At 35.4% G+C, this 15,833-nt stretch carries 16 protein-coding genes; 1 reads left to right on the plus strand and 15 read right to left on the minus strand.

The window, feature by feature from the left end; translation table 11 throughout:
• Nucleotides 1-8: 8 nt before the first annotated feature.
• On the plus strand, nucleotides 9-920 hold the full coding sequence (locus SIB89_RS09155) for an ABC transporter ATP-binding protein (protein ID WP_412559548.1): 912 nt from the start codon (nucleotides 9-11) through the stop codon (nucleotides 918-920).
• Between the two features lie 3 nt (nucleotides 921-923).
• Here SIB89_RS09155 and SIB89_RS09160 read toward each other — a convergent pair whose 3' ends face one another.
• From SIB89_RS09160 to accC, 15 genes are all read right to left on the minus strand, one after another.
• Nucleotides 924-3,176 (minus strand): efflux RND transporter permease subunit, encoded by a 2,253-nt coding sequence (locus SIB89_RS09160; RefSeq protein ID WP_412559549.1) that lies wholly within the window; start codon nucleotides 3,174-3,176, stop codon nucleotides 924-926.
• A gap of 45 nt (nucleotides 3,177-3,221) precedes the next feature.
• Nucleotides 3,222-3,821, minus strand: a complete 600-nt coding sequence (locus tag SIB89_RS09165) for a 4'-phosphopantetheinyl transferase superfamily protein (RefSeq protein WP_412559550.1) — start codon at nucleotides 3,819-3,821, stop codon at nucleotides 3,222-3,224.
• Nucleotides 3,821-4,072: an acyl carrier protein gene (locus SIB89_RS09170; RefSeq protein WP_412559551.1), complete on the minus strand. Its 252-nt coding sequence runs from the start codon at nucleotides 4,070-4,072 to the stop codon at nucleotides 3,821-3,823. Before SIB89_RS09170 ends, SIB89_RS09165 begins: the two co-directional genes overlap by 1 nt.
• An 89-nt stretch (nucleotides 4,073-4,161) precedes the next feature.
• Nucleotides 4,162-5,436, minus strand: coding sequence for a beta-ketoacyl-[acyl-carrier-protein] synthase family protein (locus tag SIB89_RS09175; RefSeq protein WP_412559552.1), 1,275 nt, complete (start codon nucleotides 5,434-5,436; stop codon nucleotides 4,162-4,164).
• 24 nt (nucleotides 5,437-5,460) lie between these two features.
• Nucleotides 5,461-5,904, minus strand: a complete 444-nt coding sequence (locus tag SIB89_RS09180) for a 3-hydroxyacyl-ACP dehydratase FabZ family protein (RefSeq protein WP_412559553.1) — start codon at nucleotides 5,902-5,904, stop codon at nucleotides 5,461-5,463.
• On the minus strand, nucleotides 5,905-6,303 hold the full coding sequence (locus SIB89_RS09185) for a hypothetical protein (RefSeq protein WP_412559554.1): 399 nt from the start codon (nucleotides 6,301-6,303) through the stop codon (nucleotides 5,905-5,907).
• 31 nt (nucleotides 6,304-6,334) lie between these two features.
• Nucleotides 6,335-7,129: an enoyl-ACP reductase gene (locus SIB89_RS09190; RefSeq protein WP_412559555.1), complete on the minus strand. Its 795-nt coding sequence runs from the start codon at nucleotides 7,127-7,129 to the stop codon at nucleotides 6,335-6,337.
• 55 nt (nucleotides 7,130-7,184) lie between these two features.
• Entirely contained in the window at nucleotides 7,185-8,237 is a 1,053-nt protein-coding gene (locus SIB89_RS09195; protein WP_412559556.1) for a type III polyketide synthase, read from the minus strand.
• The gene (locus tag SIB89_RS09200) at nucleotides 8,238-8,900 is read right to left on the minus strand and encodes a methyltransferase domain-containing protein (RefSeq protein WP_412559557.1); all 663 of its coding nucleotides are present in this window, start codon (nucleotides 8,898-8,900) and stop codon (nucleotides 8,238-8,240) included.
• Nucleotides 8,901-8,947: 47 nt separating this feature from the next.
• A complete protein-coding gene (locus tag SIB89_RS09205; RefSeq protein ID WP_412559558.1) occupies nucleotides 8,948-10,078 on the minus strand; it encodes an NAD(P)/FAD-dependent oxidoreductase in 1,131 nt (376 codons plus the stop codon).
• Nucleotides 10,078-10,590: a YceI family protein gene (locus tag SIB89_RS09210; RefSeq protein WP_412559559.1), complete on the minus strand. Its 513-nt coding sequence runs from the start codon at nucleotides 10,588-10,590 to the stop codon at nucleotides 10,078-10,080. The genes SIB89_RS09205 and SIB89_RS09210 overlap by 1 nt, the downstream gene beginning before the upstream one ends.
• Nucleotides 10,591-10,655: 65 nt before the next feature.
• Nucleotides 10,656-11,105, minus strand: coding sequence for a 3-oxoacyl-ACP synthase (locus SIB89_RS09215; protein WP_412559560.1), 450 nt, complete (start codon nucleotides 11,103-11,105; stop codon nucleotides 10,656-10,658).
• The gene (locus SIB89_RS09220) at nucleotides 11,102-12,217 is read right to left on the minus strand and encodes an NAD(P)/FAD-dependent oxidoreductase (protein ID WP_412559561.1); all 1,116 of its coding nucleotides are present in this window, start codon (nucleotides 12,215-12,217) and stop codon (nucleotides 11,102-11,104) included. The genes SIB89_RS09215 and SIB89_RS09220 overlap by 4 nt, the downstream gene beginning before the upstream one ends.
• Nucleotides 12,218-12,269: 52 nt before the next feature.
• Nucleotides 12,270-14,312, minus strand: coding sequence for a T9SS type A sorting domain-containing protein (locus tag SIB89_RS09225; RefSeq protein ID WP_412559562.1), 2,043 nt, complete (start codon nucleotides 14,310-14,312; stop codon nucleotides 12,270-12,272).
• A 129-nt stretch (nucleotides 14,313-14,441) separates the two neighbouring features.
• Nucleotides 14,442-15,791 carry an acetyl-CoA carboxylase biotin carboxylase subunit gene (gene accC / locus SIB89_RS09230; protein WP_155089152.1) on the minus strand — a complete coding sequence of 450 codons (1,350 nt, stop codon included), beginning with the start codon at nucleotides 15,789-15,791 and terminating at the stop codon, nucleotides 14,442-14,444.
• Nucleotides 15,792-15,833 lie beyond the last annotated feature (42 nt).

The following is a 15,833-nucleotide window of genomic DNA, read 5'->3' on the forward strand; positions in this document are numbered from 1 at the left end:
TTTACAACATGCTTCAAGTAAAAAATATTTCTTTTGGATATTCTTCAACTACTATTTTAGAAGAAGTTGACTTTAGTATTGGAATTGGTGAAAACCTAGCCATTATTGGCGAAAGTGGCTCTGGAAAAAGTACCATGCTCAAACTAATTTACGGTAAATATGATTTAGAAGTCGGTGAAATTTTATGGAATGACATTAAAATTCTTGGGCCAAAATACAATCTGGTAATTGGCTATGACTTTATGAAATATGTTACCCAAGAGTTTGATTTAATGCCTTACACCTCTGTTGAAGAAAATATAGGCAAATACCTGTCTCGTTTTTATCCAAAGGAAAAAGAAAAACGGATTAAAGAACTGATTAAAGTTGTAGAGCTTGAGTCCTTTTCAAAAACTAAAATTAAAAACTTAAGTGGTGGGCAAAAACAACGTGTTGCACTCGCTAGAGCATTAGCAAAAGAACCCGAAATCTTGTTACTTGATGAGCCTTTTAGCCACATTGATAATTTTAAAAAACAATCTTTAAGACGAAACCTTTTTAAATATCTAAAGGACAACAGTATTTCTTGTATTGTTGCCACTCACGACAAAAGTGATGTACTGGGCTTTGCTGATAAAATGATTGTACTTCACAATAAAAAAATCATTGCCAAAGGCACACCTCAAGAGCTATACAAAAAACCTAAAATACCACTGATTGCTTCTTTTTTTGAAGAATTTTCGTCTATAAATGATAAAATCTATTACGCACATCAACTTGAAATTGTAGAGCGATCTAATTTTAAAGCTCTTGTGAAACAGTCTTATTTTAACGGTAATTCTTGGTTGGTTGAAGCAGAATATAATAGTGCTTCTGTTTTCATTACTCACAGAAACTTCTTAGAAAAAGACACTGTCGTGTATTTTAATATCAAAAAATAACTTTTACTTATCAAACTTCTTCAAGAGTGCTGGCAAATAAAATATATCCGTTATCAACGCAATCGCAACTGTAACCGCACACAACAAACCAAAATCCTTAACGGAAGGTGTAGCACTTGAGGCAATAATCAAAAAACCACCAACCAAAGCGATAGTTGTAGAAATCAATGCACTTCCCGTATAATGCATCGCATTATCCATTCGGTTTTTTGGAGAGCCTTTTATGGTTTTACTTCGTCTGTATTTGTGCACTAAGTGGATGGTGTCGTCCATAGCAATACCCAACATAATGGGTGTAATCATTGCCGTGGTCACATCCAACGGAATATCCAACAAGCTCATAAAAATTGCCAACACTGCAAGTGGTAATAAGTTAGGTATTAAAACCAATAGCGTGGTTCTCAATCGCTTAATAAAAATCAAAAGACAAAGAAACGCCACAAAAAAAGCAGCAAAAAACGATTTAAATTGTGTCTCTAGGATGAAGTTATTGAGCTGTGCAAACACAACAGCAAATCCGTTAATTTTTAAATTGTAATCTTCAACATTAAAGGTCGCTTCAAAATCCCTCTGAATATCTTCCAGTACTTTTTCCAGTTCAGATGTTTTCATTTCTCCTAGCGTCAACGTGAATCCTGCAGTTGATAGATCTTCAGAAAAGAGTTTGAAGAAGCTGTTATCATTACTATCAGCTTCAGCTAACGTGTTTTTTAATTTTTCTTCAGAAATGTTGGATTGAAACAAAACAGGAGTTCGTTTTTCCAAAAAGGATTTTATAGTAACTACCGAAACCGGACTCGCAATAAATGGATTGTCCTCCAATCTATTTTGAAAATCTTCAAGTTGTTTTATGGCGTCTCTATTAAGAATAACGTCTCCATTTACTGTAGAAATATTGAGCTGTAAACGGTTACTTCCACCGAGTTCAACTTCAACAGTTCTTAAATCCTGTTTTGCTGTTCCTTCTGCCAAAAGGTCACGGGAATTAGTATCAATTTTAACTTGAAATATAGAATATATACCAAACAAAAGAATTGCCGAAAAGCCCACTATAATGGTCGTTTTATATTGGGAAGTCACACTATTAATCCAATTAATAAACGCATTTTGATTCCATTTTTTTAAGCTTAAAAGCGGTTTGGCCTTTTCAAAATTATGAGTCATAAAACTGAAGCCAATAATGGTAATCACATATACCAAGATAAAACTTAGTAATAAGCCAATACACGTAAAAACACCCATATTCTTAAACGCTGGTAAAGGTGACAAATACAGCGCAAAATAACCAACGAATGTGGTCAACGTAGTGTAGAAACAAGGTGTGAGACTTTTTCGAATGGCAATGGTTAGCAGATCAATTTTGTTCAATGTTTTGTTTAAAATCCCTTCTTTATGATAAATGTTAATGATATGAACAGCATCACTAACACTGTAAACCATTAATATGGTTGGGATGAGCATAGATATCATATTGAGTGCATATCCCAAGGATGTTATAAGTCCAAATAACAGGGTTATTGGAACCGCTACCGACAAAAGTGAGATAATTAAATAACGCTTACTCGGCAACATAAACAAAAGTAAAATTGTGATTACCAAAACGGTTAAAACCCCAAAGGTTAAGCTCTCTTTGTAAATCCCTTTACTATACGCTTCGTTTAATACTGGTGGACCCGTTAGATAATAATTTGAAAATTCCTTATCTAAAATTGCACGTATCTCCCCAGCAATATCTTGGCGTTTGGCTTCAATCGTCGGAGTTGGGTTGAGCTGAATATAAAAGAATTGATTTCTGTAGTCTTTGGTCACCAATTGCGAAGTAATATTCTGTAATTTTGAAAAGAGGTTTTTTAATCCTTTTTCACTACGTTTCGGATTGTAGAGGTTATCAAAATTTATTTTGCTGTTGGCATAAATAGGGTATTTGGCTTTAGCCAAACTGAACGTTGTCTTCACGTAAGGTAAGTCTTCGAAAGTTTTATGAAGCTTTTTTAACCTATTTATTTCAATTTCGCCAATGGCATTTTCAACAGGAAGCATAGCAATAAAGATTTCATCTGAACCAAAATTTTCCTGAAAATCTATATACGCTTTGTAGCTAGGATCATCCTCTAAAAACCAAATAGACAATGAGTTGTCAACACTGAGTTTATTTATAGTTTGGTAGGCTGAAACACCCATGAGCAACACCAAAACCATAATGATTGTTATTCTGAATTTGATGATAGTTAATATGATGGCTTTTAATTTATTCATTTATCATTACTGCGAAAGCAGGGATCTATTTTAGTTTAGTTTATATCATAATGATACTCCTGCTTTCGCAGGAAGGGCAACGTGCACAAATGCATAAGCACCAAATTGCCCATGATGACTAATGCTCACTTTGATTTTTTCTGAATTAAAACTCACGTTCGGAATTCCAAGCTCTGATTTCTGAAGTTTTAGTTCTGAAAAAGGAACTTGATGTGTTCTTGAAATGCTGCTCAATAACGCTGATTTAGTTTCTTTGCTCTGTGATTTATGATGTCTTACGTTAAGTCGAATGACTTCTGAATTCATTTCAAAAAGATTTAACCGTGCTTCAGAAATTATATAGTTTGAAGTTACTTTTGATTGTATGTAACATTCAAAGTCTTTGAAAAACACTTTTTGGTTTTTATTTTGAACTGCACACTCAAAAGATTTGGGGCTATAAAATCGGCTTGGATTGAGCTGTGCGTAAAGCTTGTATGCAGCTTCTTTCATGGACCACAATTGCCACACTGTTAAAAATGGATTATCGGAATTTTGAATGTATTGTTGCTCTTTTGAAGTAAAAATCTTATCCAAAAATCGAGATCTTTGCCAGTTAGACGCCCGTTCTGCTTCAACCAAATCAACAATATCATTGCCAACCATTAATTATCTAATTTGGTGTTTATAATTTGCATAGCTGACTTAACATCGAGCATTTTCTCCATATCCTCGTTTTCCAACCTTATATCAAATTCGTCTTCGATATCAAGAATAATATCAACTAAATTTGCTGAATTTATCTTCAGGTCTTTTACAAAATCGGTGTCTTCGGATAAGTTTTTAAAAGCTTCTTCGTCTTGAACGTAAGGTGCTATTATGGTTTTTAGTTTTGGGATTAATTCTTCTTTGTTCATAGCTTGTTATTGTATTGTAAAGTTACGCTATAAATGGCATCTATGAAATAGAAAATATAAGGCTAACTATCCGTCACACTGACAGCGAATTATAAATGAAACTTCTTAAAAACCACACAAGCATTAACATCGCCAAAACCAAAACTTGCCTTCGCCAGAACATCAAAATTTAAATCTATTTTTTCCGTAGGAATTTTTTCTGAATCGATAAGTGCTTCAATTTCAGGATGCAAATCTTCACAGTTGATGTTTGGTGCAATAAATTGTTCTTTTAATTGAATCACGCTCGCTACACACTCAATCGCCCCAGCGGCTGCCAAACAATGACCAATCATGGATTTAGTAGAATTTACATATGGGAAATCAATACCTGTTCGATTTAAGGCTTTGGTCCAATTTTCAATTTCTAGAGCATCTTTAGTAGTAGCTGTAAGATGACCATTTATTACTTCAATGTCATTTGACAAAATTCCAGAATTTTCAATTGCTTTTTTGATGCAACGTTTTACGGCTTCTGGATTTGGTGCGGTCAATGTACCGCCTTCTCGTTGTCCACCAGAATTAACTTCTCCACCTAAAACCTCAGCATAAATAGTTGTACCACGCTCTAACGCACTCTCAAGAGATTCTAAAACCAAAGTGCCTGCACCACTTCCAGGGACAAAACCTGATGCTGTGGCACTCATTGGTCTTGAGGCTTTTTCTGGTTCATTATTATGCTTGTAAGTCATTACGCGCATGGCATCAAATCCGCCCCAAATATATGGTCCATCGTCGCTGCAACTGCCAACAAGCATACGTTTGGCTTTTCCATTTTGAATACGGTCAAAACCCATCAACAATGCTTCTGTTCCTGTTGTGCAAGCTGAAGAATTTGTTGTAACCTGGTTGCCCAAACCTAACATTCCACTCAGATATGCACTAACTCCACTTGCCATGGTTTGTAACACCACTGTGCTTCCCAAACGACGCACTTTGCCTTCATCGACTCCATGAATGGCTTCTCTGAACTTCTCGACACCAGATGTTCCTGTTCCGAAAATAAGTCCCGTATCATAATCCAATTCACTTTCTGGATTCATATTAAAACCAGCATCTTTCCAGGCGTCTACACCAGCGATACAACCATACAAAATTCCTGAGCTATTAAATCCCCTTAATTGTAAATCTGTAAAATATTTTGACTTTAAGTCTTCAGAAATATTTGGAACGCCACCAATTTGACAAGAAAAATTGAGGTCTTTTAGGTTCTGGTGAAATGTGATGCCTAATTTACCTTCTCTTAGCGCATCTGTGAATTCTGTCACTCCCACTCCGTTTGGTGCGACTACTCCCAAACCTGTTATGACTACTCTTTTTTTCATTTTTTCCAATTATGAGATTACTGCCTACACAGGAATTTGTATCATTCCCGAAATTTTTCCACGTGCAACCAATTCCTCTTTTTCATTAATCATCTTTACATTACACTTCAATTTATTAAATCGAAATACTTTTTTTTCTGAAATGACAGTTACTTTTTCATTAGGCAAAACCGGTAAATAGAAATCCATTTGATGTGACGTCAATGCTATTTGTGGGTTTTTGCTATCGTCTAATTCGTCTTTCATTAAATATATCCCTAGACAAACTAATCCTATTTGCGCCATGCATTCTGTTAAGATCACTCCTGGTGTGATTGGGTTGTCCTTAAAATGGCCTTTGTAAAACATTTCATCACTTTTAAAGGTGTAGTGACCTTTGATTTTTTCTTCTGAAATTTCATCTATGCCATCGACGAATAAAAATGGGTTTTGATAGGGTAAAAGCGATATGATTTCGTTTTTTGACATTTATTTCATCGGTTTACAATCGTCAATAAAAAACGGATAAGATTTATATGAATAAACTGCTCCATTGAATTCACCTGGCTTAAAGTTTCCCGTTTTAACTTCTAAACCCTTAATAGTTTTTGTTTTATAATAAAATTTTATGTGTATTGATTCTGAACCAACAGAAGCCACTTTTTTATAAGTGGTATCGTTTAGTTTTTTGAAATTTGATTTTCCACACAATCTAAATGCATCAGAAGAAATCACTGCTAAAATTGTATCTGAATCTTTCTTATAAGTCAGCAATTGATAATTAAGTATTTTCTCTTGGTCAATCAGTATATATTTTTCATGGTTGATACTTGAATGTTTGCTCTTGCAAGAGAAAAACAACACCAATATTATTATCAACCTTTTCATTATCTTTTTTACATTTTTTAAAGAAATTTGTCTAAGACAAATGTTCACCACCATCGACAGGAATCACAGTTCCCGTGATCCAAGAGGCTTCATCTTTGCTCAATAAATATACAGCATTTGCAACATCTTTTGGTTGCGTTAATTTCTTATTGGGATTTCGTTTTAAAGTATGCTCAATTATTTTATCGCTTCCAGGAATCATCCGTAATGATGATGTATCTGTAACGCCAGCCTGTATGCAATTGGCTTTAATGCCGTATGGTGCAAACTCAAGTGCGATATTTCTCGTGATAGCTTCGAGGGTGACTTTGGCCGCTGAAACTGCTGCATAATTTGGCCAAGCCTTAGTATTGCCTTCGCTTGTAAAACTTATGATTCTGGCATCTTCTGAAAACAAACCGGCTTCATAAATGGCTTTTGTCCAATCGTAAAGACTTATTGCCATCGCATTTATAGTTAAATTGAAGTCATCATTTTTTAATTCCGGTTTTTCGTTTGAAACCATTGGTTTTAAATTGCCTTTGGCGACGCTGTGAACAAGGGTTTTAATTTTCCCGTCACTTCCAAGCGCTTCTTTTAATTCTTGGATGACTTCGTTTCGTTTTTCACTTTTAAAAGCATCCGTATTGAAGGATTTAAACTTTACATTTTCATTTTTTATGACTTCAAATTCTGCCTGAATTTCGTCTTCCTGCAATCTTGAATTTCTATGAACTATACAGATATTCATACCGTGTTTGGCGAGTTTTTTTGCTGTTGCCAAACCTAAACCACTACTGCCTCCTAAAATGAGTGCCCAATAATTTTTGTTTTTGAATTCTTTCATGTTTTTAATAATAATGAGGTGCTGAAACAAGTTCAGCATGACGAATAAAATTATGTCACCACTCTAACAAAATCCTTTGTGCCGAAAATCCTGGTCCAAAACTGAGCATGATGCCTTTATCTCCTTTTGGTAAATCTCTGTCCATAAATCGCTCTAGCACGTAAAGCACGGTTGCACTGCTCATGTTTCCGTAAAGTCTTAGCACTTCCTTTGTGTCATCTATATTCTTGCCTAAATCACCGAATAAATCTTCTACCGTCTGTACTATTTTTTTTCCTCCTGGATGAAAAACCAAATGATCTATGTCTTCAATCGTAAGATTGTTTCGCTCTAAAAACGGATGTATTATTTTAGGAAAATGGTCTGCAATGGTTTGTGGCACTGATTGGTCTAACACCATTTGTAGGCCAGAATTTTTCAATTTAAAACCCATCATATGTTCGGCATCAAAGAAATGGTACATGGCTTCGTCTTTTATTTCTGGGCCTTTTTCATCTTCATACGATGATAAAATCACACTTGCACAACCATCACCAAAGATTGCAGCACTTACAACATTCACCATAGAGTAATCATCAAGTTGAAAGGTTGCCGTTGGCGATTCTACCGCAATCACCGCTGCTCGTTTATTCGGGTTGGCTTTTAGAAAATTCTTGGCATATATAATTCCTGAAACTCCTGCTGCACAACCCATTTCGGTTACTGGGAGACGTACAATATCTTGTTTCATTTCAAGATTATTAATAAGATAGGCATCTAACGACGGAATCATAATGCCAGTGCAACTCACCGTAATTATATAATCAATGTCAGTAGGTTTTAGTTGGGCTTTTTTCAATGCTTTAAGCAAACTTTTCTCAGCTAATATTATCGCCTCTCTTGTATAGATATCGTTTTTTTCTTCAAAGGATGTTTTGTTGAAAACCTCTTCGGCATCCATTATGGAATAGCGTTTATCTACTGCTGCATTTTCAAAAATCTTTAGGACTTTTCTTTTAAAACGTTCTTCTTTTCCATTTAGCCATAGTTCCACAAAGGGTAAAATGTCTTTGGTCTCTCTGGTATATTTTGGTAATTGTTTTGCAACTGATGTAATTCTAACTGCCATTTATTTTTGAATTAGCCATTGGTAACGAAATGCCCATTTCCAGCGGATTTGTGATTTGAGGTGTAGTTGTTGTGATATTTCTTCTAATTCTTCTCGTTTAAAAGCACGAAGAATAGAGGTTAATCCATCTTGTTTTATCATTTGGTTGGTTATCACCAAACCTAATAATTTAAAGAGTCCGTAGGCCAATTTACTCCTTTGTAAGTCATTTATAACCAAACCAATATTAGCATTGGCATATAATTTTTTTAATAATTTTTTTATTTCCTCTTCTTTAAAATGATGCAGAAAAAGTGTTGTAAGCGCAATATCAAAATTCAAAGTTTCAAATTGGTCCGAAAAAATATCGATACTTTTAAAAGTTATATTAGGATACCCAGAAGATAGTTCCGTGGCATAAGCAATTGCATCTTGGTTGGCATCGATACCTATTAATCTAAAGCTATATTGATGTTTACGACCATATTTTGCGACTTGTCTTAGTATGTCTCCGTGTCCACAGCCCAAATCTATAATGGTATAGGTTTTATTCTTTGGCTGGTTTTTTAAAAGCTGAATAATACCATCTAAAGTCACACGGTTTCCTCCTAGCCATTTATTGATGTTACCGAGTTTATCCAAGGTGTCGCGTAACAATTCCCCTTTTAGAGAAAAATCGTCCATGAGCTCAGTTTTATTGCTTCGATATTTAGTGTTTATAAATAAATTCACTACGCTTTCATAGGTTTACCATGTGTCATTTTAATGATTAAAGGAACTAAAAACGGAAACCATCTCAACATAATCAATAGCTTTGGAGCTAACCAATTTTGCCTAAACAAATACGCAATTGTGTGGCCAATTTTTAATCTAAAACTGAATGTCTGTTGCCAGCGTTTGGTATAATATTTCTCCAATTTTTCCCTGGATTCAATTTTTCCTTGAAGATAATCAATAATGAGCTCTGATGCTAATTGTGCACTTCTTATTGCCATTCCCATTCCATTGCCGCACAAGGGGTGAATCATTCCTGCAGAGTCACCGCACATTATGATATGGCTTTCTATTGGCTGTTTCGTTTCAAATGAAATCTGACTGATCGTCAAAGGGTTTTCAAATTGAATTTCAGAATTATTGAAAATCTCTTTTAATGCTGAATTTTTGAACACTACTTCTTCCTGAAAAGATTCAATATCCTTATACTTTTTAAAAGCTTTAAAATCTGTGATATAGCATAAATTGATGTGGTCGTTTTCAACTTTTGAAACACCGCAATAACCCCCTTTAAAGTTATGAAGCGCAACTTTATCCTCAGGAAATACTCCTGAAACATGAAGTTTCACTCCTAAATAAGGCGACTTATTTTTTATGAATTTTCGGTTGAATTTGACATCTAGATTAGATCGTTTCCCGAATGCACCAATTACTATTTTTGAATGGAATGTTCCATTGGATTTAGCTTCTACTTTAAAAATATCCTGTTCAAAGTCTACATCAATTACGGAATCTTGAAGTACTTCAACTCCATTAGAAACGGCCAATTTATATAGCTGAAAATCCATTGCATAGCGACTCATACCGAAACCTCCTAAAGGTAAATTGGCCTGAATCTTTTTATTGTTATGTGCTGTTAACTCAAACTTAGAAATGGCTTTAGCACCAAAACTAAATGGATTAAAACCTAAATGCTTCAAGTATGGCAATACTTCGTTAGACACATATTCACCACAAACTTTATGTTTTGGATAGCTGTTTTTTTCGATAAGCAAGACTTCAATATTGTACTTAGCTAAGTGTATGGCACTTGCTAATCCGGCTAAACCACCACCAATGATTATAACATCAAAGTCTTGTTTGTGCATTAGATATCTTGGTAATGTGTCACACTAATTTTAACCGTTTTACCCATTATGAAACTACCGCCTCCAATATCAAAATCTTTGCGGTTGATTTCAAAATATGAGGTAATTTTATATTTACCATCTACCTTCTCTAAGGCAATAGGAATTGTGATTTTCTTTGTCTTCCCCTTAATAGTTAAATGGGCTGTTACCTCATAACTGCCGACTTTTAATATTTTGATTGCGGTACTCTTCAGGATAATTTTTCGATGCTTTTTTGCATTAAAATAATCTTCCTCTAAGATATGTTCGTCTCTACTATCAATTCCCGATTCTATTGAAGATACATCAATAGTGCCCTCAATGTCATTCAGCTTACCATCTGAATCAAAATCAGCAGTTATGACAAATTCATTGAAATGACCATCTACATTAACGCCAAGGTTTTTAATGATGAAATCTATGCTAGAGTCTTGAGCATTTGCATTCCCAAAACAAAACAAACTAATAAATAGAATTAAAAGGCGTTGCATAATAACAGTTTTTCTTTGTTAAGTTACTGTACAACCAAAACACTTTAAAATGATTTAACGTTTTTCTACAATACTTTTAAAATTTTAATCTCTTGATTCTTGAATTGTATTTTGTCGCCCTCAGCTTTAGACATTAATAATTTACCTATTGGTGTGACAGGCGAAATAGCAAAAAAGCATTGCTCGTCTATTTTAATTTCTCCTACACTGATCGCTAAAAAATAATTAGATTGAGGAGTATAAACTACAGAGCCTAAAGCGACTGTGTTTTGAATAGTCTCTGGATTTATTTTGTTTAATAATTCAAATTGCATTTGGATTTCAGCAAGTTGTTGACCTGCCTTTTCGCGCTCAAGTTGAAGCATAGCTCTACCTGTTTCGTGTTTATCGCCAGCACTACTTTTGGTTTCCGATTGTAGGGCATTTTGGATGTCTAAAATACTCTTCTGAATAACCTTTAAACGGCTATCTATAAGCGCTTTGCATTTGTTATAAAGTTGCTGTTTGGTATTCATGCTATTAAGTCTGCAAGTTCTTTACCAACTAAACTGCCGATGGCGACTCCCATTCCACCTAATCTTACTCCACAGTACACATTATTGCTTAATTGTTTTACAATGGCGCTCTTTTGTTCTCCAACTCCCATAATACCAGACCATTGATAGTCAATCTTATAATCTATATTTGGCAAAATCATTGTTCTAAGTAATTCGTCTAGTTTACTCTGAATAATATGTGTTTTACCAAACTCTTGGGTTTCCTCGGTTTTAAAATCTAAGTGACGTCCGCCTCCAAGTAATATTCTATCATCAATATTTCTAAAATAATAATAGCCTCTATCGAGGTGAAACGTTCCTTTAATATGAAGATTTTTTATCGGTTCGGTAACTAAAACTTGTGCTCTTGCGGGTTTTACGTTTTGATTTATCAGTTTTGAGGCGAATCCGTTAGTGGCTATTAACAATTTTGAAGTTGAGAACTCAAAATTATTCGTTTTGATTTCTACTTGTTCAGTGCCCTCTAAAAAACTCTCTACACTAGTATTGTTCAATATTTTTATACCAGATTTCAGCGCTTTTAACAATAGGGCTTCCATCATTTTTCCTGTATCAATCTGCCCTTCAAATTGATTAAAACTATACTGTGGTTTTATTTTGTTAAAGTTGAAAAGGTTTTCTTTAAATGAAAAAACATCGGCTTTGAAAATTGGCTTTAGAAGCTTATTGACGTATTGTTGCTTACCTACACATAAATCATATAGTTCTTTATCTTCACTTAAGAATAATTCATAGCCTCCTTTATTTTGATATTGAATAACCTCATCTCCTAAAGTTTTTCTAAGTAAACTTAAGCCATCAACTCTTTTTTTAACAAGCTGAAAAACCTCTTCTTCTGAATGGCTCTCTAAATCATCTATAATCTCACTAAGGCTTCCGAAACAAGCAAAACCAGCATTTTTAGTGCTTGCACCTTGTGGCAAAGTCCCTTTTTCCAAAATTAGAATTTTAGAATTAGGGAACTTCTTTTTTAATTCTAAGGCACAGTTTAGACCTACGATTCCGCTTCCAACAATTGTAAAATCAATGTTAGATAACCATGTCTTTATTTCCCAATATGATAAATTCATGTTATAAAAAAAGCTCCTAATATTAGGAGCTTTTTATTAATAAATTAAATAGTTAATCAACTACTATTTTCTTAGTTACTTTTTGAGGGCCATCAGAAATGCTTAACAGGTAAACACCAGATTCTGCATTCGTCAATTGAATAACTTCATCAAAGCTACCGACACTATTATACGTGTTCTCAAAAATAGCTCTACCTCTAATATCATAAACCTGAATAGTAATATCCTCACCTGACTTAGGGCTAAAACCAATGTTAAAAGTGCCGTTATTAGGATTTGGATAAACACTAAGGTTATCAATTATGCTCTCGTCTATACTTAAATTATTCATTACGTTCAGCGTATAGTCCTCTACTTCACCATCAAATCCTATCTCACACGATGTTGGGAAGTCATTTCCTGTTGGTGGTGAGTATTTTGCACTTACTCGCATTATTGTGGTACCAGAGGCCGCATCTGTTGGGACTGAAACGGTTAACGGTGAGCTGGTAGTTGGTTGATCTACGACGTTAGCCGTATCACCCATATCATATTCTTCTCCTGGGTCGTTAAAAGAACAGTTTTGGTTCCAATCGATCCAAACTCTAGTAATGACAAGAAAATTACCATCGGTATTTATATTCACTGTTAAATCATAATTTTGGCCAGCTTCAACATCAGTTGATTGGCTAGTGAAATCAGAATATGGTGCCGTTTTAGCACCTGGTGATGAGTTGTTTATTGTATTAAAGTTTACTCCTGTTACTCTCGTTTGGAAACTTAAATCACCTTCTGAAGGGCAAAGGCTGCTTGTAATTGTTAGGTCAACAGAAGCTTGTTCTGTAACCGAACTCGAAGTACCTGTTAAGGTCATCGTATAAGTATTATTAGCCAGAGAACTAATGTTTGAGAGCGTTAAAGTAACAGTACCATCAGAGTTCAAGGTAGTAGGGCTCAAATCAGAACTTACACCTGGCGGAACACCTGATACACTAAAGTTCGTGGTTTCCGAAAACCCTTGAATCGTATTGTAAGAAAACATATAAACGGCCTCTGTATCGTTGTTTGGACATGTTACTATTTCTTGTGGATCTGCAATTAGATTGAAACCAGGACTAGCCGGTTGGCAAACATTTGGTTTAATATCTGCTTGTATACTAGATATGTAAGCTTCTGCGAATGTCATTTGATCTTGGCTAAACATATACATACAGGCATCATTAACATAATCCATATAATTCATGGTTAATGCAGGTTGGCCAGGTGTACATGAAGGAACTGATGTTGGTGGGTTAGGACATCCATAGGTGCTGTTAGCAACTTCTGGTGTATCTGCAATACCATCTCCTCCAGAACCACAAGTACCGCCACCATCTGCATTAAATGTATGATTAAGACCGAAAAAATGCCCCAGTTCATGTGTTGTTGTTCTACCTAAATTATAAGGTGCACCAGGAACTACAGACGTACAACCTGCACCCGAACCGAATGCGTTATTATCCATAGTAACAGCGTCTCCATCTGAAATATCTCCAAATAACGGTGAAAAACCTAAGGCTCCAATATTTCTAATCACAAAATTAAGATAGCCACTCCAGTTGCCATCTGTATTACTACCACCACCAAAATTGTAGCCAATGGTAATACAAGGGTTTCCTTCTAGTAGCTCTGGGTCCAATCCTGTTGGGTGGTTGGATGTTGCAATACAAAATGATATGTTAGCCACACCTGCACTAGTGCCAGGATACTGGCTGCTAATTGCGTTCCAGCTTGAAATGTCTGAGTTTGTTGCTGTGTAATCAGCATTTAATATATCAATCTGGTTTTGAGCTAACGCTTCTAAACAAGATCTCTCTGCTTCACTAGCTTCAGGAAAGTGAACCGCAACAGGAATTTCTATAGTTCCGCCGCGTTGATATAAATCACTGTTGTTAAGATAGTTTTGTAGTCTCTGTTTTAAAGCCTTTTGTTTTTCCTCGTATTGTCTGGCATACTCAGGATCTTTCATCATTTCTTCCATATATTCTTCCATACCGCAACGGTCTTGGGCATGACTATTATATGGAACAGCCGCCAACAGCAGTCCTAATAAAACACAAAGTGTAAAGTTTTTCATGTGATAATATTTAATTATTAATAACCGTAGGTTAGACTCAAATTTAAGCAATTTTGACAAATTGAAGCTTTTTTAAGCTTTTAAAGTTTACCCTACAAAAAAACCCAAGTTTAAACTTGGGCTTTAATTTTATTCTGATTCTTCTTTAATCTTAAAATCTTCCATAAACTTGGTGGTGTAATTACCAGCCAAATAGTCTGGATGCTCCATTAATTGTCGATGAAATGGAATTGTAGTTTTTATACCCTCAATAACAAATTCATCTAAAGCACGCTTCATTTTGTTGATGGCCTCTTCACGAGTCTGTGCCGTTGTAATCAATTTTGCAATCATAGAATCATAATTCGGAGGTATGCTATAACCAGCATAAACATGTGTGTCTAGTCGTACTCCGTGACCACCTGGTGCGTGGAGCGTCGTAATTTTTCCGGGTGATGGTCTGAAATCGTTAAACGGATCTTCAGCATTGATTCTACATTCTATGGAGTGCAGGTTTGGTGTATAGTTTTTACCAGAAATCGGCACTCCGGCCGCAACCAATATTTGTTCTCTAATAAGGTCAAAATCTATAACCTGTTCAGTAATTGGATGCTCAACTTGAATACGCGTATTCATCTCCATAAAATAGAAGTTCCTATGCTTATCCACTAAAAACTCCACAGTTCCCGCGCCTTCATACTTGATGTATTCTGCAGCCTTAACTGCAGCCTTACCCATTTTTGTTCTTAACTTGTCGGTCATAAACGGAGATGGTACTTCTTCAGTTAATTTTTGGTGGCGACGTTGAACAGAACAGTCTCTTTCGGATAAATGGCATGCTTTACCTCTCGAATCACCTACTATTTGAATTTCTATATGTCTAGGTTCTTCAATGAGTTTCTCCATATACATATCGTCATTCCCAAAAGCTGCTTTAGACTCTTGTCTTGCAGAATCCCATGCCTCTTTTAAGTCTTCTGGCTTCCATACGGCTCGCATCCCTTTTCCACCTCCGCCTGCGGTTGCCTTTAACATTACAGGATATCCTGTGGACTTGGCAACTTTTTTGCATTCATCAAAATCTGCAATAATTCCGTCACTTCCTGGTACGCATGGCACTCCTGCCGCTTTCATAGTTGCTTTGGCAGTCGCTTTGTCTCCCATTTTAGAAATCATCTCTTCTGATGCTCCAATAAATTTAATACCGTGTTCCTCGCAGATTTTTGAGAACTTAGCATTCTCAGATAAAAAACCATAACCTGGGTGGATTCCATCAGCATTTGTGATTTCTGCGGCTGCAATTATATTGGATATCTTTAAATATGATTCGCTGCTGGGAGGTGGGCCAATGCAAACTGCTTCATCTGCAAACTTTACGTGCAGACTTTCAGCGTCTGCAGTTGAATAAACCGCAACGGTCTTAATGCCCATTTCTTTACAGGTTCTAATAACACGTAATGCTATTTCGCCTCTATTGGCAATTAGTATTTTTTTAAACATAACTTTGGTTTTAAAAATTCAACTTCCAAGCACCAAAATCCA

Origin of the sequence: Winogradskyella sp. MIT101101 (genome assembly GCF_047126865.1) — a bacterium.
Classification (GTDB): Bacteria; Bacteroidota; Bacteroidia; order Flavobacteriales; family Flavobacteriaceae; genus Winogradskyella; species Winogradskyella ouciana.

Bases quoted from the DNA above. Each gene is read 5' to 3' on its own strand.
- SIB89_RS09155 (WP_412559548.1), top strand. From the start codon at position 9: ATGCTTCAAGTAAAAAATATTTCTTTTGGATATTCTTCAACTACTATT.
- SIB89_RS09160 (WP_412559549.1), bottom strand. From the start codon at position 3,176: ATGAATAAATTAAAAGCCATCATATTAACTATCATCAAATTCAGAATA.
- SIB89_RS09165 (WP_412559550.1), bottom strand. From the start codon at position 3,821: ATGGTTGGCAATGATATTGTTGATTTGGTTGAAGCAGAACGGGCGTCT.
- SIB89_RS09170 (WP_412559551.1), bottom strand. From the start codon at position 4,072: ATGAACAAAGAAGAATTAATCCCAAAACTAAAAACCATAATAGCACCT.
- SIB89_RS09175 (WP_412559552.1), bottom strand. From the start codon at position 5,436: ATGAAAAAAAGAGTAGTCATAACAGGTTTGGGAGTAGTCGCACCAAAC.
- SIB89_RS09180 (WP_412559553.1), bottom strand. From the start codon at position 5,904: ATGTCAAAAAACGAAATCATATCGCTTTTACCCTATCAAAACCCATTT.
- SIB89_RS09185 (WP_412559554.1), bottom strand. From the start codon at position 6,303: ATGAAAAGGTTGATAATAATATTGGTGTTGTTTTTCTCTTGCAAGAGC.
- SIB89_RS09190 (WP_412559555.1), bottom strand. From the start codon at position 7,129: ATGAAAGAATTCAAAAACAAAAATTATTGGGCACTCATTTTAGGAGGC.
- SIB89_RS09195 (WP_412559556.1), bottom strand. From the start codon at position 8,237: ATGGCAGTTAGAATTACATCAGTTGCAAAACAATTACCAAAATATACC.
- SIB89_RS09200 (WP_412559557.1), bottom strand. From the start codon at position 8,900: ATGGACGATTTTTCTCTAAAAGGGGAATTGTTACGCGACACCTTGGAT.
- SIB89_RS09205 (WP_412559558.1), bottom strand. From the start codon at position 10,078: ATGCACAAACAAGACTTTGATGTTATAATCATTGGTGGTGGTTTAGCC.
- SIB89_RS09210 (WP_412559559.1), bottom strand. From the start codon at position 10,590: ATGCAACGCCTTTTAATTCTATTTATTAGTTTGTTTTGTTTTGGGAAT.
- SIB89_RS09215 (WP_412559560.1), bottom strand. From the start codon at position 11,105: ATGAATACCAAACAGCAACTTTATAACAAATGCAAAGCGCTTATAGAT.
- SIB89_RS09220 (WP_412559561.1), bottom strand. From the start codon at position 12,217: ATGAATTTATCATATTGGGAAATAAAGACATGGTTATCTAACATTGAT.
- SIB89_RS09225 (WP_412559562.1), bottom strand. From the start codon at position 14,312: ATGAAAAACTTTACACTTTGTGTTTTATTAGGACTGCTGTTGGCGGCT.
- accC (WP_155089152.1), bottom strand. From the start codon at position 15,791: ATGTTTAAAAAAATACTAATTGCCAATAGAGGCGAAATAGCATTACGT.